Origin of the sequence: Gilliamella sp. App2-1 (genome assembly GCF_001690255.1) — a bacterium.
Classification (GTDB): domain Bacteria; phylum Pseudomonadota; class Gammaproteobacteria; order Enterobacterales; family Orbaceae; genus Gilliamella; species Gilliamella apicola_G.
Genome location: NZ_LZGR01000019.1, coordinates 39,872 through 60,054, shown reverse-complemented (window position 1 = coordinate 60,054; position 20,183 = coordinate 39,872). Strand labels below are relative to the sequence as shown.

21 protein-coding genes are annotated in these 20,183 nt (G+C 35.5%); 13 read left to right on the top strand and 8 right to left on the bottom strand.

Annotated elements, in window-relative coordinates; all coding sequences use genetic code 11:
- The 5 genes from A9G22_RS11345 to A9G22_RS11050 form a co-directional block, all read left to right on the top strand.
- Positions 1-851, top strand: an 851-nt coding sequence (locus A9G22_RS11345; protein WP_176700214.1) for a hypothetical protein, incomplete at its 5' end; no start/stop codon positions are given.
- A 16-nt stretch (positions 852-867) separates the two neighbouring features.
- Positions 868-1,692: a DUF6708 domain-containing protein gene (locus tag A9G22_RS02510; protein ID WP_065586038.1), complete on the top strand. Its 825-nt coding sequence runs from the start codon at positions 868-870 to the stop codon at positions 1,690-1,692.
- Between the two features lie 82 nt (positions 1,693-1,774).
- Positions 1,775-2,599 carry a DUF6708 domain-containing protein gene (locus A9G22_RS02505; protein WP_075508305.1) on the top strand — a complete coding sequence of 275 codons (825 nt, stop codon included), beginning with the start codon at positions 1,775-1,777 and terminating at the stop codon, positions 2,597-2,599.
- 513 nt (positions 2,600-3,112) lie between these two features.
- Complete coding sequence (locus A9G22_RS11055) at positions 3,113-3,292, top strand: histidine kinase dimerization/phospho-acceptor domain-containing protein (RefSeq protein ID WP_176700213.1); 180 nt, start codon at positions 3,113-3,115, stop codon at positions 3,290-3,292.
- A gap of 2 nt (positions 3,293-3,294) precedes the next feature.
- On the top strand, positions 3,295-3,798 hold the full coding sequence (locus A9G22_RS11050) for an ATP-binding protein (protein WP_082264484.1): 504 nt from the start codon (positions 3,295-3,297) through the stop codon (positions 3,796-3,798).
- Here the strand turns inward: A9G22_RS11050 and A9G22_RS02495 are convergent.
- Positions 3,767-4,387, bottom strand: a complete 621-nt coding sequence (locus tag A9G22_RS02495; protein ID WP_075508304.1) for a YrbL family protein — start codon at positions 4,385-4,387, stop codon at positions 3,767-3,769. The two genes, A9G22_RS11050 and A9G22_RS02495, sit on opposite strands and share 32 nt — an antisense overlap.
- Positions 4,388-4,664: 277 nt before the next feature.
- On the opposite strand from A9G22_RS02495, the gene rplM reads away from it, so the two are divergent.
- From rplM to glnE, 6 genes are all read left to right on the top strand, one after another.
- The gene (rplM, locus tag A9G22_RS02490) at positions 4,665-5,093 is read left to right on the top strand and encodes a 50S ribosomal protein L13 (protein WP_065566227.1); all 429 of its coding nucleotides are present in this window, start codon (positions 4,665-4,667) and stop codon (positions 5,091-5,093) included.
- 11 nt (positions 5,094-5,104) lie between these two features.
- A complete protein-coding gene (gene rpsI, locus A9G22_RS02485) occupies positions 5,105-5,497 on the top strand; it encodes a 30S ribosomal protein S9 (RefSeq protein WP_034915459.1) in 393 nt (130 codons plus the stop codon).
- Between the two features lie 337 nt (positions 5,498-5,834).
- Positions 5,835-6,467, top strand: coding sequence for a glutathione S-transferase N-terminal domain-containing protein (locus A9G22_RS02480; protein ID WP_065586084.1), 633 nt, complete (start codon positions 5,835-5,837; stop codon positions 6,465-6,467).
- Positions 6,468-6,516: 49 nt separating this feature from the next.
- Positions 6,517-6,924 carry a ClpXP protease specificity-enhancing factor gene (locus A9G22_RS02475; RefSeq protein WP_075508303.1) on the top strand — a complete coding sequence of 136 codons (408 nt, stop codon included), beginning with the start codon at positions 6,517-6,519 and terminating at the stop codon, positions 6,922-6,924.
- Between the two features lie 219 nt (positions 6,925-7,143).
- A complete protein-coding gene (locus A9G22_RS02470; protein WP_065586086.1) occupies positions 7,144-8,085 on the top strand; it encodes a CYTH domain-containing protein in 942 nt (313 codons plus the stop codon).
- A 265-nt stretch (positions 8,086-8,350) separates the two neighbouring features.
- A complete protein-coding gene (gene glnE / locus A9G22_RS02465) occupies positions 8,351-11,182 on the top strand; it encodes a bifunctional [glutamate--ammonia ligase]-adenylyl-L-tyrosine phosphorylase/[glutamate--ammonia-ligase] adenylyltransferase (RefSeq protein WP_081296906.1) in 2,832 nt (943 codons plus the stop codon).
- A 161-nt stretch (positions 11,183-11,343) separates the two neighbouring features.
- Here glnE and ttcA read toward each other — a convergent pair whose 3' ends face one another.
- Together ttcA and yeiP are read right to left on the bottom strand one after the other, a co-directional pair.
- Positions 11,344-12,240: a tRNA 2-thiocytidine(32) synthetase TtcA gene (gene ttcA / locus A9G22_RS02460; protein WP_065586087.1), complete on the bottom strand. Its 897-nt coding sequence runs from the start codon at positions 12,238-12,240 to the stop codon at positions 11,344-11,346.
- 14 nt (positions 12,241-12,254) lie between these two features.
- On the bottom strand, positions 12,255-12,827 hold the full coding sequence (yeiP, locus tag A9G22_RS02455) for an elongation factor P-like protein YeiP (RefSeq protein WP_065586088.1): 573 nt from the start codon (positions 12,825-12,827) through the stop codon (positions 12,255-12,257).
- 115 nt (positions 12,828-12,942) lie between these two features.
- Between yeiP and A9G22_RS02450 the strand changes: the two genes are divergently transcribed.
- Both A9G22_RS02450 and A9G22_RS02445 read left to right on the top strand, forming a co-directional pair.
- Positions 12,943-13,209: a YkgJ family cysteine cluster protein gene (locus tag A9G22_RS02450; RefSeq protein ID WP_065586089.1), complete on the top strand. Its 267-nt coding sequence runs from the start codon at positions 12,943-12,945 to the stop codon at positions 13,207-13,209.
- A 206-nt stretch (positions 13,210-13,415) separates the two neighbouring features.
- Complete coding sequence (locus tag A9G22_RS02445) at positions 13,416-14,858, top strand: amino acid permease (RefSeq protein ID WP_255306864.1); 1,443 nt, start codon at positions 13,416-13,418, stop codon at positions 14,856-14,858.
- Between the two features lie 127 nt (positions 14,859-14,985).
- Here the strand turns inward: A9G22_RS02445 and infA are convergent, their stop codons facing one another.
- From infA to leuS, 5 genes are all read right to left on the bottom strand, one after another.
- A complete protein-coding gene (infA, locus tag A9G22_RS02440; protein ID WP_025315083.1) occupies positions 14,986-15,204 on the bottom strand; it encodes a translation initiation factor IF-1 in 219 nt (72 codons plus the stop codon).
- A 185-nt stretch (positions 15,205-15,389) separates the two neighbouring features.
- Positions 15,390-16,043 (bottom strand): nicotinate-nucleotide adenylyltransferase, encoded by a 654-nt coding sequence (gene nadD, locus A9G22_RS02435; RefSeq protein WP_065586091.1) that lies wholly within the window; start codon positions 16,041-16,043, stop codon positions 15,390-15,392.
- Positions 16,037-17,041 (bottom strand): DNA polymerase III subunit delta, encoded by a 1,005-nt coding sequence (gene holA, locus A9G22_RS02430; RefSeq protein WP_065586092.1) that lies wholly within the window; start codon positions 17,039-17,041, stop codon positions 16,037-16,039. Before holA ends, nadD begins: the two co-directional genes overlap by 7 nt.
- A gap of 7 nt (positions 17,042-17,048) precedes the next feature.
- The gene (gene lptE, locus A9G22_RS02425) at positions 17,049-17,546 is read right to left on the bottom strand and encodes an LPS assembly lipoprotein LptE (protein WP_065586093.1); all 498 of its coding nucleotides are present in this window, start codon (positions 17,544-17,546) and stop codon (positions 17,049-17,051) included.
- 35 nt (positions 17,547-17,581) lie between these two features.
- Positions 17,582-20,164 (bottom strand): leucine--tRNA ligase, encoded by a 2,583-nt coding sequence (leuS, locus tag A9G22_RS02420; protein WP_075508302.1) that lies wholly within the window; start codon positions 20,162-20,164, stop codon positions 17,582-17,584.
- Between the last annotated feature and the right edge of the window lie 19 nt (positions 20,165-20,183).

Sequence of the window (20,183 nt, the reverse complement as noted above, 5' to 3'; positions counted from 1 at the left end):
TATTATTAGGAGCTAGCGCTATATTTTTATTAGCCAGTTCAGGTTTTGTAATAGGCTTTGGCGTTATATTCTCATTAGTGGGGTTATACCTAATTGCTTTGAGTAAAGAATACGATAATTTTACCCTTATCGATCACTGGTTAAACCGTTGTTATTTTGGGGTGCAAAAAGAGTTTGCCTATTTGGGGTACGACGCTTATCACGAAGAGCAAAAGACATTTGTCGGTTTTGGTCATTCGGTGAATGACTATTTGGTTGCGGTGTCAGGCATTGAAACTTTTATCATCTTTAAAAAACCAAGTTCATTTAGTGGGATGAAGCTATATCATCGTCACCTCTATTTTTATTTAACATACCCAAACTGCGCTGCTATTGCCCAAAAGCCGTTACAGGCTTCAGTTAAATTAGTTGGCAAGAATGGGCAAAGTTATGAGGATATGATTGAATCTCGCTTTAATATCAGTTTAACAGGGGTAAATCACGACTCAGGAGAGGCGCACTCCCCAATCCACCTAAACGAAGATAAAGCCAAAGAAACCCTAAAAATCACCGAATATGTCACCACCGATAAAAACTACTTTATCAACCGCTATGAAACAAAAACCTTTAAAACCCTCACTCAGGGCAAAGCGGTATGGCAATCTAATTTTACCGATATTGAAAAAATCGAAGTAAAAGAGCCCGATCCTAACCAGCCAGAAAGTCACCTAACGGTAATAACCTGGGTAGCGGGCACCTTTGCTTATGATCTAATAAATAACTATCAAATCAATATCAGCCCTAATGCACAAGATGATGACGAAATTCCACTTATCATTAACCGAAGCAGTAACCAATTTCATGAAGAATAAATAAAAGGAGAATAAAATGCCATCAAAATACCGTCCACAAATTTTTGGTTGGTTTGGGGATCTAGATAAAGGTCCTTATAGTGTGCCCCTGCATGATCGTCGCTTAAGTTATGCTAATAATAACTATTGTGCCTTTATTCGTAAGATTCCTTCTGATCAAGTTTTTTATTTATGTATTTACATCATTGCTGTTATTCTTTTATGCTCTGCAGTGGTTATATTATCTATATTGACTTATTTATGTAATCCAATTTTAGAAACTAACATGTTTTTAGCAGCGTTAAGTGGTGTTATTTTATGCTTTATTGCTATGTATTTTGTTATTCCAGAAATCTATCATAATCTATTTTCCCGTCGTGGTAGCCCTATTATATTTAACCGTAAAACGAGTAAAGTCTATGTTAACGAAAGTGACTTTTTTAACTTTAAGTTTTTACGCCATCCCGCAGTATTTTTACAACCGAAAAAACGCCGTATCAAAGAATATGATTGGGATGATTTGCACGGTGTTATTATTCATAATATGTCACGTAATGCCTTAACTTCAACCGTGTTAATGGTGTGCCAACCGGGCACGCATCAAGTGATTGATCATATCATGCTAGATCCTGCCCGAGCGGGCGCTGGTAGTACATTTGTTTGGGGTTGGATCAATAGTTTTATGGTGCATTATAAATCTGCCAATATCGATGACGGTGAATACCGATCAGATCAAGAAGCGGAATTTAAAGCCCATAGGATTGACGGTCAAGGCTGGCCCGAATGGATGGTTGAAGCGTTTAATGCCACATCATTAGAAGAGTTAGCTGAAATTAAACAACGGCACAATATAACGGAATAGCTAAGATGATGACGAAATCCCACTTATCATAAATCGCAGCAGCAACCCATTTCACGATGAATAAATAAAAAGGAGAGTCATCATGCCATCAAAATACCGTCCACAAATTTTTGGTTGGTTTGGCGATCTGGATAAAGGTCCACGTTTAGTGCCCCTGCATGACGATCGTTTAAGCTATGCCAATAATAACTATTGTGCCTTTATTCGTCAGGATCACAATGATCAGATTTTTTATGCTTGCCTTTATTTTGTTGCTATTATTTGTGGGAGTGGAGCTATCATTGGATGTCTTTGGTTGTTGGTACACCATGATAGCTCTAAAATAGAATTTATTGATATAGTAGTAATTTTGGGTTTTATTATCTGTTGTATCGGTATGTATTATGCTGTTCCTCAACTGTATCATAATCTATTCTCCCGTCGTGGTAGCCCTATTATATTTAACCGTAAAACAGGTAAAGTCTATGTTAACGAAAGTTATTTTTTTAACTTTAAAGTATTACGCCGTCCTGCGGTATTTTTACAACCGAAAAAACGCCGTATAAAGGAGTATGATTGGGATGATTTGCATGGTGTTATTATCCATAATATGTCGCGTAATGCTCTAACCTCGACCGTGTTAATGGTGTGCCAATCCGGTACGCATCAAGTGATTGATCATATCATGCTAGATCCTGCCCGAGCAGGCGCAGGGAGTACATTTGTTTGGGGTTGGATCAATAGTTTTATGTTTTTTTGTGATGTGGCCAATATCGATGATGGTGAATATAAATCAGATCAAGAAGCGGAATTTAAAGCCCATAGGATTGACGGTCAAGACTGGCCCGAATGGATGGTAGAAGCATTTAATGCCACATCATTAGCAGAGTTAGCTGAAATTAAACAACGGCACCATATAACGGAATAGCCCAAAAGCCGTTACAGTTTGGCAAGAATGGGCAAAGCCATAGATTTACTGTAAACAACGTGAGTAAATCCGATAGTTGATTAATTCAAATTAGACAAATTATGATTTCAAAATTATTTAATAATATACGACATAGCATTCGTTGGAACCTTTTCTTTACTTTAGGCTTTATTATGTTGTTTTGTCAGATTATTACCGTTCTTTAGTTATGGCCTGAAAGTAAAGAACAAATTGATACTTTGATTAGCTTAACTATAAGCCAAAATAAAATTGATGAAGTTGTTTAAGAAGAGCTAGAAGCCATTTTTGTTTTATTTTGTTCTGCGCTTTCAATGATGTTAGTCACACTATTTTTAGCATACCAACTCATCAAACGAATCATAAAACCAATTGAAATTTTAGAAAAAAATCTTAATCAGCGTACCGAAGAAAATCCAAAACTCATTGAACCAATCAGTAATATGGGGGAGATTAAATCGATTACATCCGTATTAAATAACCTTTTTTGTTAGGTTGAATAATACATTATCTCAAGAACGTCTTTTTACTGCTGATGTGTCTCACGAAATGCGAACACCTTTAGCGGGTATCCGTTTGCATTTAGAATTGTTAGAAAATAAACCTAAGATTGATTGTCGTGAATTAATTAGTCGTATAGATCGTTTAGTTAATACCGTCGAAAAGTTATTTTAATCATGTTTGCACGAGCCAGTCAAAATTTCACAAATGGTCAATATCAACATATTAGTTTTTATAATGATATTATGATTCGTCTGTTCGATGAGCTAACACAATTAACCTTAAAAAAACAGCAAAAACTTGAGTGGTATATAATTAATAAAGATCTTGTTTTTAATGGTGATGTGACCTTCATAAGACTGTTAGTGCGTAATTTGATCGAAGATAGTTATCACTACAGTCCAGATAACACCAAAATTATGGTAAGTTGTTATCAATATAAAAAGGACATCGTTATTACGGTCGAAGATGAAGGCAAGGAGATTGATGAATCTAAAAGCGAAAAACTGACCCAAGTTTTTTTTTGCATGGATCTCAAGCATAACGGTATTAGGCTTGGGGTAAGTATTGTCAACCGTATAGCTAAGTTACATCATGGCCTAAAAAATAGGCCCGATAATATGAAAGGTGCTATTGCACAATTTTGTATCATTGATTCACATCTTCAACTAAACGAGTGATTAATATATTGTGGCTATTTTCTTTAATCATTGATGTTAAAAAACGTTGCCAAGTTCGTTCAATTTTAGCTTTAGCAAAAAAAGGAATGTAAGTGGCAATAGGAATTAAGGTTGAGTTACCAATATTATCAATAATCACTAAACGGCTTTTTTCAGTACTTAAGTGTTGAAATAATATATTTTTGCTTTTTATTGTCATTGTAATAATGCGGTCTTTTAATAGGGCTGATTTTAAATTTTTTAATGATATAACTAAATCATCATAATATTGCTGAGTTAATTTTTTATTAGCAAGGTATTTTTCAAGAGGTATAGCTATTTCACCATTATAATCTCGAATAAGTTCGAAAACATGACCTTCACCATAACTTGTTGAAACAGGGCCATAATATTGGGCTAATGCACCCCATGAAACATTACGTTTAATAAGGTGCTTATAATAGCTGATTTCACGTTTTGTTTCTTCTTCTGCGCCATCATTATAATTGACTTTAATGCATTTATTGGGATTTTCTGGATGATGATAGCATTTGCGGTGTAAGCCTCTGCCTATATAATCTTCTTTAGAAAGTCGAATTGTATTGTTCATTTATATCAATATGTCGTTATTTAATGTTAAGTGAAAGTTTAACAGTAAGCTCTTCTTATCGCCATGATTTTTTCTTTTTTGCTCTAGCGCTTTTATATTATTTCTGTATAATGTTGCCACCCACGTTACGACAATGTTTTTCCCAACGTTGTTTGCGGTTATCAATATTAATATAACTACTCGAAGGGGTAAATTAATTAATAAAGGTAATCAAAAAGTGTAAATAAATCAAATGATTTATTAACGTGAGATTAATTTAAAAATTGGATAATTACGAATGAGTACTTTTTCAGCTAAACCAGAAACAGTTAAACGCGACTGGTATGTTGTTGATGCAGCAGGTAAAACGTTAGGTCGTTTAGCTACTGAAATCGCAAGCCGTTTGCGTGGTAAACACAAAGCAGAATATACGCCACATGTTGATACAGGTGATTATATTATCGTTATCAATGCAGAAAAAGTTGCTGTAACAGGCAAAAAACGCACTGATAAGATTTATTATCGTCATACTGGCTATATCGGTGGACTTAAAGAAGCGACTTTTAAAGAAATGATTGAACGTCATCCTGAACAAGTCATCGAAATTGCTGTAAAAGGCATGTTACCGAAAGGTCCTCTTGGTCGTGCAATGTACCGTAAACTAAAAGTTTATGCTGGTAATGAGCACAATCATGCGGCACAACAACCGCAAGTATTAGATATTTAAGGGGATAAAAGATGGCTGATAATCAATATTACGGTACAGGTCGCCGCAAAAGTTCTGCTGCTCGTGTATTTATCAAACCAGGTAGTGGTAACATCGTTATTAACAAACGTTCATTAGAACAATACTTTGGTCGTGATACTGCTCGTATGGTTGTTATGCAACCGTTAGAGTTAGTTGAAATGACTGACAAACTTGATCTTTACATCACGGTTAAAGGTGGTGGTATTTCAGGTCAAGCTGGTGCGATTCGTCACGGTATTACTCGTGCATTAATGGAATATGACGAGACTTTGCGTTCTGCGTTACGTCAAGCAGGCTTCGTAACTCGTGATGCACGTCAAGTTGAACGTAAAAAAGTGGGTCTACGCAAAGCACGTCGTCGTCCACAATTCAGCAAACGTTAATTTCAACATTACAAACACATTACAAGTTTGTTTCAAAAACCCAGTATTATCTGGGTTTTTTTATGCTGATTTTATTTATTTAAAAACAAAGTTCAGTAGGTTAAAAGTTTTAATAATGGAAGGTTACCTACACAATAAATATTCTTTGACTAGATAAATCTAAATAATTTGTTTTTCCGTTATACTAAAACGTATGATTTCCTGAAACTTCTTGCTAAAAATGTATTCTTCATGAAAAGAATTTAAGAAAATTTATTTTTTTTAACAATTTTGTTATCCAATTTGTTAGAATAACTACCAACAAGAATTATTTTAATTTTACATATTTGGAGTGAATATGGTTGTTGCTGTTAATAAACGTTCTGTAATGACATTATTTTGTGATACAACAGATATTTACGGGCATCAGATTCGTTTTGTTCTGGCAGAAAAAGGGGTAACTGCCGAAATAGAGTTTGTAACGGCAGATAATCTACCACAGGAATTATTGGATCTTAATCCCTACAGTTCAATTCCAACTTTAATTGATCGCGATCTTACGTTATATGAACCACATATTGCATTAGAATATCTTGATGAACGCTTTCCGCATCCACCATTAATGCCAGTTTATCCAATTGTTCGTGCAAATTCTCGTTTAACAATGTATCGCATTAAAAAAGAGTGGTATAGCGCTTACGAAATGATTATTGCCGATCCTAATAGCAATGTAGCCAAAACGGCTCGGAAAAATCTTCTTGATGATCTTATTTCAATTTCGGTTATGTTTAAAGAAAAAGATTATTTTATGAGTGATGATTTTACTTTATGTGATTGTTATTTTGCTCCATTACTTTGGCGTTTACCGTTACTTGATATTGAATTACCCAAAGTGGCTGAAAAGAATTATTTAGCTTATATGGCGCGAATTTTTGAGCGTCCTGCTTTTGTTAATTCATTAACCGAAGAAGAAAAAAAGATAAGATCATAATCAATTAAATTTATCTTTATTTACGATAATTTTAGACTAGGTGGTTTTAATGGAACTTGAGCAAATGACTCCACGTCGCCCTTATATATTTAGAGCTTTTTATGATTGGATTTTAGAAAACGACTTAACGCCTTATATTGTGGTGAATACTTCGGTATATGGAGTATTAGTGCCGCAGGAGTTTATCCAAAATAATCAAATCGTATTAAATATTGCTCCACAATCAGTCGGTCAATATTTAGCTACTAATGAACAAATTGAATTCAATGCTCGCTTTTCTGGTGTGCCTCAACACATTGTTGTGCCAATGGCGGCAATCGAGGCCATTTACGCCCGAGAAAACGGTGTTGGTATGGGATTTGAGGATGAACCACAATATCATGCAAAACGAGAAACTTCATCTCAACAACCGGTGCAATCTAAACCCAAACCTAATCCATTTCGTGTTGTAAAATAACTATTTTTGTTATCTAAAGATTTATTAAACTAACCAAATTATAAATTTGCTGTTGCTCACACTCATAAGTGAGCAGCTTCATATTACTTAACTAATGAATAAAACTATAGCTACCTTTAAAACATTTATCTGGTTCAATTTTTGTTAATTCATGATTGAGTATATTTCTTAGATTATTCAATATATGATATAGCAAAATAACCAATATAAAACTGAATAATGAGTAACGAAATTGAATTAAAGTTTGAAATCAATACCAGCGATATTGCTAGTTTAAAAAATTTTTTAGAACAATGGGCGGATTGTGACGAAGCTGAATTGTCGGCTATTTTATCAGCTAAACGAAGCTCTGCAAAACTGAATCTGATCAATACTTATTATGATACAAGAGGTTATTATTTGCGCAACAACCATTGTGGATTGCGAGTAAGGGAGTGCGAAGATAATAATAAAAAACAGTTTGAAATCACCTTAAAGTGTGATAGTAAATCTGTGGCTGGGTTACACGAACGTACAGAATTTAATGCCGAATTACCTAATTCAGAACCTGATTTAACTGTATTACCATATTCGGCATTGCCTGATAATTGTAATATTGGTTGGTTACAAAAAGATTTATTGCCTTTGTTTAGTACGAATTTTTTAAGACAAGCTTGGTTGATTTCGTTTGCGACTAGCGAAATTGAAGTGGTATTAGATCAAGGGGAAATTAAGTCAAATGGAAAAGTTAAAATCATTCAAGAAGTCGAGCTAGAGCTCAAACAAGGTAGTAAACAAGATTTACTTAATTTTGCTATTGAGCTAAGCCGATTTCATTTACATCTATTTTCACAAAGTAAAGCATCCAGAGGTTATCGATTATTGAATAATCAGTCGATAAGAAAATATCCTTATGACACCTCAATTCAATATGACATATCTAACTTACTCGAATTTTGGCAACAAAACGAAGAGTATGCATTAGAAGTGAATGATTTAGAAGGTTATCAACAAACGTTAAATCAGGTAGATCATCTATTGAAAGATAAATTGATATCTCACGAACCAGAATTTACCCAATGGCAAATGGCAAAATTATCTGTTCATTCAGTAAAAGATTTTGCTTATAGTGAGATAAACACTAAATTAAAGTTAATGTTAATTGCACTAATAAATCACTAATGGAATAAATTGAATAGAGATATAAAGAAAGTCCAATGAAACTATCGTTTTTCAAATTATCGAGTTTTACATCTTGTTTTGTTGGTTACTTGGGTCTTTTTAAGAATGCTATTCAATAGATAGATATTTATAATTAAGACTAACATATTTATCTACTTTATTTGTTGAGAGTTATCTACTTACACAGTACCGAAAATAAGTGTTAAGCTATTTTTAAAAAGATCGGGTACTATTAGTTAATCAACTTTGTAGGTGGGAAAGTAATATGCAACAAACAAATATTATTGGTGCTCAAAAGGTCAAAGTCATCGCTAAACTAGCACAATGCAATCCAACTCAAATACAAGCTAATCTGGATATTTTAGTTTACAGTGATTTTTTGGTGGATGCCTTTTATCGATTTCCACAGTGGTTTTCTGACATTGTAAAAAATTCACCACAAGCAGACGAAAGGCAGTATTACCAAACTTGGTTAAATGAAAAATTACTAACAGTTTCAGATGAAACTGAATTTATGAAGATATTAAGACAATTTCGTCGTTATATTTTAGTCCGGTTAGCGTGGTCTCAATTAGCACATATCAGCAATGATGAGCAGATTTTATTACAATTAAGTGAACTGGCTGAGGTGATCATTGTTACTGCTCGTGATTGGCTATATGAGCTAAGTTGTAAAGAATGGGGAATACCTTGTAATGCTCAAGGTGAACCACAGCCACTACTGGTTTTAGGTATGGGAAAACTAGGCGGTGGTGAGCTTAATTTTTCGTCCGATATTGATTTGATTTTTACTTATCCAGAGCATGGGCAAACACAAGGAGGGCGGCGAGAGCTAGATAATGCTGTATTCTTTACTCGATTAGGTCAACGTTTAATTAAAGCACTAGATCAAATAACTGAAGACGGTTTTGTCTACCGTGTTGATATGCGCTTGCGACCGCTTGGTGATGGTGGACCTTTGGTACTAAGTTTCTCTGCTATGGAGGATTACTACCAAGAACAAGGACGTGATTGGGAACGTTATGCAATGGTCAAAGCGAAGATACTTGGTTGCCAACAAGCACATTATACCATCGAACTTTACCAATTATTAAAACCGTTTATTTATCGCCGTTATATCGACTTTAGTGTATTACAATCATTACGTAATATGAAAAGTATGATTGAACGTGAAGTGCGCCGTCGCGAGTTAAAGAATAATATCAAACTTGGAGCTGGGGGTATTCGTGAGATAGAGTTTATTGTACAAGTCTTTCAACTCATTCGTGGTGGTCGAGTGGTTGGTTTGCAAACACGTTCACTGCTGGCGGCTTTACTGGTTATTGAACAAGAGTCATTACTTAACACTGACGAAGTAACCGTACTACGAGAAAATTATTTATTTTTACGTCGTTGTGAAAATATACTACAAGCTATTTGCGATGAACAAACTCAAACACTACCTGATGATGAGCTCGATCAATTACGTTTAGCCACAAGCATGGGATTTACTAATTGGGGGGAATTTGAACATAGCTTATCCAAACGAATGCAAATTAATCGACAAATCTTTAATGAACTTATTGGCGAAAATGAATCAGAATCAACCTTAACAACCAAACAATATAACGATCAATTTGACGATCTTTGGGTACCTGATCTTCAAATAAGCGATGTCAGCCAAATATTACCGGCTTTTTCAGATACAGAAGTTAAGCAACTTCATCAATTGCTGGTACAGTTTCGTGATGATATTGGTAAACGCACCATTGGTGTACGAGGGCGCGAAATACTCGATCAATTAATGCCACGTTTATTAGAGTCAATTTGTAGCGAAAAGACAGCAATAGTGGTTTTATCAAGAATTTTGCCTTTGCTGGTTAATATTGTCAGTCGCACTACTTATTTAGAGTTATTACTAGAATATTCGACTGCCTTAAAACAATTAATTCGCTTATGTAGTGCATCGCCAATGATTAGTGATCAACTTGCTCATTATCCTATATTGTTAGATGAACTTATTGATATTAATTCATTGTATCAAACCGTTGCGCCTGATGAGTATAAAAGTCAGCTCTATCAATATTTATTACGTATTCAAGTTGATGATGAAGAACAACAACTCGAAGCTTTACGACAATTTAAACAGATGCAATTACTGCATATAGCGGCTGCCGATGTTGAGAATGTATTAACCACCATGAAAGTAAGCGATCACCTAACTTATGTGGCTGAATCATTATTAGATTTTGTGGTGCAAATGGCATGGAATCAGATGGTTACCCGTTATGGAAGTCCAGAACATTTAGCCGATAATGATAAAGGATTAGTTGTGGTTGCATATGGCAAACTAGGTGGTTGGGAGCTAGGTTATGGATCAGATTTAGATTTAGTATTTTTGCATGATTGCCCTATCAACAGTATGACTAATGGTAGTAATAAACAGATCGATAGCCGTCAATTTTATTTGCGTTTAGTTCAGCGAATTATTCATTTATTTAATGTGCGCACTAGCTTTGGTATTTTATATGAAGTCGATGTAAGGCTTCGCCCTCAGGGCGATGCTGGGCTACTTGCATGTAGTTTAGATTCGTTCGCAGATTACCAAATGAATGAAGCGTGGACATGGGAACATCAAGCATTAGTGCGAGCCAGAGCAGTTTATGGTGAAGATGAATTAATTAAACGCTTTAACCAAATTCGTCGTAATGTACTTTGTAAAAAGCGTGATGAAAAAAAACTAAAAACAGAAGTTTGGCAAATGCGTAAAAAAATGAGAAGTCATCTTGGCACGACACAAGCTAATTTATTTAATTTAAAGATTGATGAGGGGGGAATTGGGGATATTGAGTTTTTATCGCAATATCTTGTGCTTAATTATGCTCATCAATATCCTAAAATGACAACGTGGAGCGATAATGTTCGAATTTTAGAACTTGCAACAAATTATCAAATCATGGACTGTCATGAAGCACAGCAGCTAACACAAGCTTATATCGACATGCGCAATAAAATTCATCAACTTGCCTTGCAATTACAACCTAGTACGGTTGATAACTCGCTATTTATACAAGAGAAAAAAATAGTCAACCAATGCTGGCAAAAATGGTTAACGTAGCAATTAATATTATTAATTTGCTCAAATGTATGGTTGATATCAATTTTTTTCAAAATCCAGCTTGTTAAGTTTGTTGTGTAATATAAATAAACATTAATGCCACTTTCGTGTCTAGTGGCATTAATTGAGAAAATAATTATCACAGGCAGGATATTAACGAACTATTTAGCTTCTTGCCATAAAATCATATCTTGACCTTTAAGCTCTGAAGCATCAAAACCTGCGATAGGTGCGATATCTTCGCGGTCAAAAGCGATATCGCCACCATTAACAGCAAGATCACCTTTTTTAATTCCTTTAAAATCAAATAAATTGGTATCACACAGATGGGATAGAGTGATATTTTGTGTTGCACGGAACATAGTTTCGATACGTCCAGGAAACTTTTTATCCCAATCATTGAGCATTTCTTTAATTACTTGTCTTTGTAAGTTTGGTTGTGAACCACAAAGATTACAAGGAATAATAGGGAATTGCTTGATTTCAGCATATCTAGCAATGTCTTTTTCTTTGCAATAAGCTAGTGGTCGAATAATGATATGTTCGCCTGAATCATTCATTAGTTTCGGTGGCATCGCTTTGAGTTTTCCACCATAGAACATATTTAAAAATAGTGTTTCTAAAATATCATCACGATGATGTCCAAGGGCTATTTTAGTTGCACCAAGCTCTGTGGCTGTACGGTATAAAATTCCTCGGCGTAGTCGTGAACAAAGCGAACAAGTTGTTTTACCTTCAGGTATCTTCTCTTTGACAATACCATAGGTGTTTTCTTGCACGATTTTGTATTCAATGCCTAGGGATTGCAAATACTGAGGTAAAACATCTTCAGGAAACCCCGGTTGCTTTTGATCTAAATTAACGGCAATTAGTTCAAAGTTTATGGGCGCACTGATTTTCAAGTTAATCAGAATATCAAGCAGAGTATAACTATCTTTACCACCTGATAAGCAAACCATAATACGATCACCTTTTTCGATCATATTAAAGTCAGCGATTGCCTCGCCAGTCAAACGACGCAATCGTTTGTGTAGTTTATTTTGATTATATATATTCATTACAATTCTATTGGTTATTCGACACGGCTCATATAACGGCGTTCAGCAATATGAATTTTGACTTTTTCGTGGTTATCAATATATTCAGGAACCTGAATAACAAGCCCTGTTGATAACGTAGCTGGTTTAGTTCGCGCACTGGCTGACGCCCCTTTAATACTTGGCGAAGTTTCAACAATTTCGAGATCAACCGTTTGCGGTAATTCTAAAGCAAGGACTTCGCCATCCGCCATTAGCACTTGAATACCATTCATGCCGCCTTCAGGAATAAACAGTAGCTCATCTTCTATTTGCTCTTTTTTGAAGATATAAGGGGTAAAATCTTCGTTATCCATAAACACATATTCATCGCCATCAATATACGAAAAACTAACAGGACGGCGCGATAGTTCAATTGTTTTGAGAATATCATCACCTTTAAAGCGTTCTTCAACTTTACCCCCATTTTTGACATCGGTAAAACGCATTTTATAAAGTGTACTTGCACCACGTGCGCTTGGACTTTGAACATCAATATCTTTAACAAGTAATAATTTACCATTATAGGCGACAGCATCGCCACGTTTTATTTCATTTGCTTTAGCCATAATATTTATTCTTCACTATTAATAAAAAGGATTAAAAATTAGCTCGCTATTTTACCGCTAACTTGCTATTGTCACCAACAAAATTTAACAAAGTTCCTCAAATTAAAGAAAAGCTATGACAGATTTATTTAAATGCAGGAAAAATTGTGGTGCTTGCTGTATTGCTCCATCCATTTCATCAACTATTCCTGGTATGCCTAAGGGGAAACCTGCCGGCGTTGCTTGCATTCATTTAGATAATAATTATCGATGTAAGCTGTTTTTGCATCCATCAAGACCAATAGTTTGTGGACGATTAAAACCATGCATCGAAATGTGTGGTAATAATAGAACGCAAGCATTGAATTATTTAACTCAATTAGAACAATTCACTAAAGGTTAGGTATTGCTTAAATTTAATAAAACAGCTTTATTATTAGAATTATTTATCTCGCACAGTATTTTTTTTGATAAACTTCCCGCACTTCATTATTTGATGATAAATATCAACAATTTTAAGATATATTTTAGCCACATATAGCTTTGTACATCAAATAAGTGACTAATTTTACGATTAAATTTAATCTTTTTAGATAGAAGAAAATGATTATGAAAAATAAATTAAAACGAGATTTAAAAGCCCGCCATTTAGCCATGATAGCTATTGGCGGCTCGATCGGAACTGGGCTATTTGTCGCATCAGGGGCAACTGTTGCTCAGGCTGGTCCTGGTGGTGCATTGCTTTCGTATGCCATTATAGGTGTGATGGTGTATTTTTTAATGACCAGCCTTGGTGAGTTAGCAGCTTATTTACCTGTTTCAGGTACTTTTGCAACTTATGGCTCACGTTATGTCGATGAAGCGTTTGGTTTTGCCATTGGCTGGAACTATTGGTACAACTGGGCAATTACGGTTGCTGTAGATCTAGTAGCAGCTCAATTAGTTATCTCTTATTGGTTTGATGCAGGACCTTATAGCTGGTTATGGAGCTTATTGTTTTTAAGTATCATCTTTTGCTTAAACTATATTTCAGTTAAAGGTTTTGGCGAAGCAGAATTTTGGTTTTCATTAATTAAAGTTGTCACTGTGATTATTTTTATTGTTGTTGGCTTATTAATGATTATTGGCATCTTTCGAGGTGTCGAAGTGGCTGGCTGGAAAAATTGGTCCATCAAAGAAGCACCTTTTGCAGGTGGATTTTCATCAATGATTGGTGTAGCAATGGTGGTTGGTTTTTCATTCCAAGGTACCGAATTAATTGGTATTGCAGCTGGTGAGTCAAAAGATCCAGAAAAAAATATACCTAAAGCTATGCGGCAGGTATTTTGGCGAATCCTGTTATTTTATATCTTTGCGATTTTAGTTATCAGTTTGATCATTCCTTATACTGATTCTAACTTACTACGTAACGACGAATCTGATATCAGTGTTAGTCCATTTACCCTTGTATTTGAGCATGCAGGATTATTATCTGCTGCGGCATTAATGAATGCAGTTATTTTAACTTCCGTATTATCTGCGGGTAATTCAGGGTTGTATGCTTCAACCCGCATGCTATATGCACTTGCTAAAGAAGGTAAAGCACCTAAAATCTTTGCAAATTTATCATCGTCAGGTGTGCCTCGTGCTGCGTTATTAGCAACAACGTTTGTGGCTATGCTTTGTTTTTTAACCTCGATGTACAAAGATCAAGCTGTTTATTTATGGTTGCTTAATATGTCAGGTATGACAGGCTTTATTGCTTGGCTGGGAATTGCAATTAGCCATTATCGTTTTAGAAAGGGTTACACTATTCAAGGTCATGATGTTAATCAATTACCGTATCAATCAAGCTGCTTCCCATTTGGTCCTATTTTTGCTTTTGTATTATGCTTAATTATAACACTGGGTCAAAATTACGAGGCCTTTTTACAAGATACCATTGATTGGAATAGTGTTATCGCGACCTATATTGGTATACCATTATTTTTAGTAGTTTACTTTAGCTACAAAATAGTGAAGAAGACAAAATGGGTTAAATACGAACAGATGGACTTTTCGAAAGAAGATTAATTCAATCGTTTAGTTTAAACTCCTCTCTTTTCCGTCGACAAGGGTCGACGGATTTTTTTATTAAAAAAGAGAGAAATAAACAGTTTATAGCCTTGTAGCTTTAAATAGTTTATTTTTGATAACGATATTAGCGACTACGGAAAATGATACGTGCTTTAGATAGATCGTAAGGTGTCATTTCAACAGTAACTTTATCGCCAGTTAAAATACGAATGTAATTTTTTCGCATCTTACCAGAAATATGTGCAGTAACGACATGACCATTTTCAAGTTCAACACGAAACATCGTGTTTGGAAGTGTATCAAGTATAGTACCTTGCATTTCAATGTTATCTTCTTTTGCCATTGGGGCCTCTTAATAATAAATACAAATTAAATATACTCAACTGACTATCTGTTTTGCCTCTATATTAGAGCTTTATTAGATGACTTAGCGAAGTTAAGTATAAACACAAAAAAACTGAATTTAAAATATATAAACACAGCGGCGAAATAATGCCGAAAAAACTGTCAGATGTAAAGTCCTTTCTGTTATTTCTTTACGCGATAAAGTCCTTGCTGATAAATATAATGCCATACTTTGGGTGGCAACAAATTTTCACAACTGGCTTGATGGTTAATATTTTGTCTGATTTCAGTCGCTGAAATATCTTCAAGTGGTGTATGTGCAAAAAAGATATAACCATTCGGTGAATCATGCAAATCTTGTGCGTTTTTGGTGTTATGCGTTTCAACCCATCGTTGTAGCTCAACATTGTTGGTATTTTGTGCATAACCCGGTCTGCGACAAATGAGTAAATGACAATAATTAAGTAACGTTTGCCATTTGTTCCAAGTTGGCAAACTCAATAAAGAATCTTGTCCCATAATAAATGCCAGCCCTTCACTATTTCCATTTTCTTGTCGCCAAGCTTGAAGCGTTTCAATGGTATAAGAAGGACGAGTTGAAGCTTCAGGTAAGATTTCTCTTACATCCAATTTAAATAATGGCAAATCTTCAATAGCCAATTTTAACATTGCCAAACGTTGCTCAGTGCTTGCTTCGGGTTGTGGCTTATGGGGTGGAATATGATTAGGCAATAAACTAATCTGTTTTAGCCCAACTTCGTTAGCTAACGAAATAGCAGGGCGAAGGTGCCCATAATGGATCGGGTCAAAAGTTCCCCCTAATAACGCAGTTAGCATTTATCGAATCCCATAAACTGCATTGATAAACTAGATATCGCATCCCACATTTGCGCTTGATTATCATGTTTTAAACTGATTTCGATTTCAGTCAGCTTGGCTAACAAATTAAATAGGCTTTTAAGATCGCAACGGTTTAGATAATTGGTATAAATCATTCTTTTATTTTGCCAAACCTTATATTCATCAAAAGTTTGTTTTAATGATTTTGTTTGCAATCCCTTTTTTAAATTAATCATCAATATCAACTCACGTTGAATAATCCGCAACAAAATTAACGGTTCAAATTCATTTATTTTTAGCTGCTGTAAAATATGAATAGCTCGCTTTGTTTTATTGGCAATCATCGCATCAGTCCAATGATAGGGCGTAAATATAGCCGAATCATTAATGTTATTTTCGACTTCATCATAAGAAATGCGGTGATTGGGATATAACAATTTTAGCTGCGCAATAATTTGTGTTAACGCAAGTAAATTACCTTCATAATAATAGCAAAGCAGTTCAATTGCTTTTGGATCAATAGTTATTTGTTGTTGTTGCAAATAATTTCTAATCCATTGCGGTAATTGCAACGTATCTGGCGTGGTACAATTAACAACCACTAGATTATCTGATAATGCCTTATACCAAATAGTATTTTCTTGCGATTTAGTGATTTTATTAAGCGTGATTATTAGCGCAATATCGGGGGTTAAAACCTCACTTAATGTATTGAGTTTAGTTGTAATACCAGCATTTAACATATTCTCACCAAAATCTAGTAAAATCAAAGTATTGGTAGAAAATAGATTCATCGACTGACAGCCATCAAAAATTGCCGTCCAATCGGTTTGATTATCAATAACAAACGTAAGCTGTTCATTAAAACCTGCTTGGGTAAAGGCTTTTCGTAATTCAGTTTGCACATAATGCTGTAAATAAGGATCACTACCTAAAATTAAATAATAGGGTGATCCCAATTTATGACTAATCTGATCGGCACTAATTTTAATCATGACAACGTTAATTGACCGTATCAATCGATTTTAATTTACGGATAACTTGTCTGGCGGCTTGTTTAAACATCTCGTTTTCAATTAAGTCTTGTTCAACAGTTTTGGCCAATGCTTCAGATGGATTATCAAAAAACGTTCTAAATACACGTACACTGATTGGATACGTGTGTTGATCAGCAATAACAACTTGCGCTTCAACGGTTAAGACTAATTGATATTCGGCTGCTTTACCATCTTGATAAATTGAGATGGTATTGTGGCTTAGATTTTCGCTTAGCATCCTTAATGTAGGTACCGGACCTGCAGTATTATTATCGGTTAAAGTCACTTTGTTATCGTGTAATAACTCTTTAATATTGCGGGATAATCGACCATATGGGTCGTAACTTATATAAGACATTGTCTTAAACCGCTCAGGTACTTCAGTATCATGTTGTAAGTGAAAGCCACATCCTGTTAAGGATGATATTGTTAATAACATGATTAACGCTAAATATTTTTTCATATCTATAACCGCCTAAATTTAGTTATTAAACAATATTAACCAATAACAAGATTTAACAATTTACCTGGAACGTAAATGACTTTACGGATAGCACCATCGCTTAAATATTTTTGGATGTTAGGCTCTTGTTTCGCTTGTGATACAACAAAATCTTGCTCGGCATCAGCTGGTACCGTAAATTTACCACGGACTTTACCGTTAATTTGCACAACAATGAGTTTTTCGTCTTCAATCATTGCTAATTGGTCAGCAACAGGCCAGGTTGTGTTATCAATGGATTCACTATGACCTAAGGCTTGCCACATAACAAAACATGCGTGTGGCATCATAGGGTAAAGCAAACGAACAATCGCATTTAATGCTTCACTCATGAGTGCACAATCTTGCTCGGTTTCTTGTGGCGCTTTTTGCAAGCGATTCATAAATTCCATCACAGCGGCAATAGCGGTATTAAACGTTTGTCGACGTCCAATATCATCACTCACTTTCGCAATAGTTTTATGTAGTTCACGGCGTAATGATTTTTGTTCATTATCTAAGGCTGTAATATCTAATTTAACGGTTTGACCTTTTTGAGCATGTTCATAAACTAACCGCCACACACGTTTAATAAATCGGTTGGCACCTTCAACGCCAGACTCTTGCCATTCCAAAGTCATATCCGCTGGTGAAGCAAACATCATAAACAATCGAACTGTATCGGCACCATATTTTTCAACCATTTCTTGTGGGTCGATACCATTGTTTTTGGATTTTGACATCTTCGTCATACCCGCATGGACTAGCTTATTGCCATGACTGTCAACCGCTTTAGCAATTCGGCCTTTTTCGTCACGTTCAATGGTAACTTCAGTTGGTGACACCCAAATGCGTTCATTCGTTGGGCTGGTATAATAAAATGCGTCGGCTAATACCATACCTTGGCATAGTAAGCGTTTTGCAGGTTCATCTGATGATACTAAACCAAAATCACGCATTAATTTATGGAAAAATCTAAAATAAAGTAAGTGCATTATGGCATGTTCAATACCACCTACATACTGATCGACAGGCAACCAATAATTAGCTGCTTTTTCATCTAACATGCCTTTGTCGTAGTGTGGGCAAGTGTAACGGGCATAATACCAAGATGATTCCATAAAGGTATCAAAGGTGTCCGTTTCACGTAGTGCTGGTTGACCGTTAACGGTTATTTTAGCCCAATTAGGATCAGCCTTAATCGGGCTAGTTATGCCATTCATTTCGACATCTTCAGGCAAAATAACTGGTAATTGATCTTCTGGTGATGGCATAGTTGTACCATCTTCAAGCGTCACCATTGGGATCGGAGCACCCCAGTAACGCTGGCGTGAAACACCCCAATCACGTAAACGATAATTAACTTTACGTTGACCAATACCTAACGCAATTAATTTATCGGCAACAGCATTAAACGCTTGCTCAAAATCTAGACCATCAAACTCGCCTGAATTAAATAATTTTCCATGCTCAGTATATGCTTTTTCAGACAAGTCGGGTGCATTGCCGTCTTGAGTTAAAATAACAGGATTAATAGGTAAATTATATTTTGAAGCAAACTCATAGTCTCGTTCATCGTGACCTGGAACCGCCATTACTGCACCAGTGCCATATTCAATTAAGACAAAGTTAGCAATCCAAACAGGGACTTTCTTACCTGTTAACGGGTGGATAGCATTAAAGCCAGTGGCAATCCCTTTCTTTTCCATAGTTGCCATATCAGCTTCGGCTGTTTTGGTATTTTTACATTCAGCAACAAACTCGGCAATTTTTACATCATTTTTTGCAGCTAATTGCGCAAGCGGATGTTCCGCTGCAACCGACACAAAGCTCACCCCCATTAAAGTATCGGGGCGTGTTGTATAAACGCGTAATTTATCGGCATAATTTTCAACAGCAAAATCAAACTCAACCCCTTCAGAGCGACCAATCCAGTTACGTTGCATAGTTTTAACTTGCTCTGGCCAGTCCTCTAAGATATCTAAATCATTAAGTAGCTCTTCAGCATATTCGGTGATTTTAATAAACCACTGCGGGATCTCTTTACGTTCAACGGGAGTACTACAACGCCAACAGCAACCTTCAACCACTTGCTCATTAGCAAGTACGGTTTGGTCATTTGGACACCAGTTAACTGCCGATGTTTTTTTATAAACTAGGCCTTTTTCATATAACTTAGTAAAAAACCATTGTTCCCATTTGTAATATTCTGGACGGCAAGTTGTCACTTCACGATCCCAATCATAACCGAAGCCTAAAAGCTGTAATTGCTTTTTCATATAGGCAATATTTTCGTAGGTCCATTTTGCAGGAGCAGTATTATTTTTAACAGCAGCGCCTTCAGCAGGTAAGCCAAACGCATCCCAACCAATTGGTTGTAGTACATTTTTACCGTTTAAGCGTTGGTAACGTGAAATGGTATCACCAATCGTATAGTTGCGAACATGACCAAGATGCAAACGCCCTGAAGGGTAAGGTAGCATCGACAAGCAGTAATATTTTTCTTTTGATGGATCTTCGGTAACGTGAAAGGTTTTATTTTCTTGCCAGTGTTTTTGTACGGCGGATTCTATTTCATCTGGGCGATATTGTTCTTGCATGACGAGTTAATGTCCTATC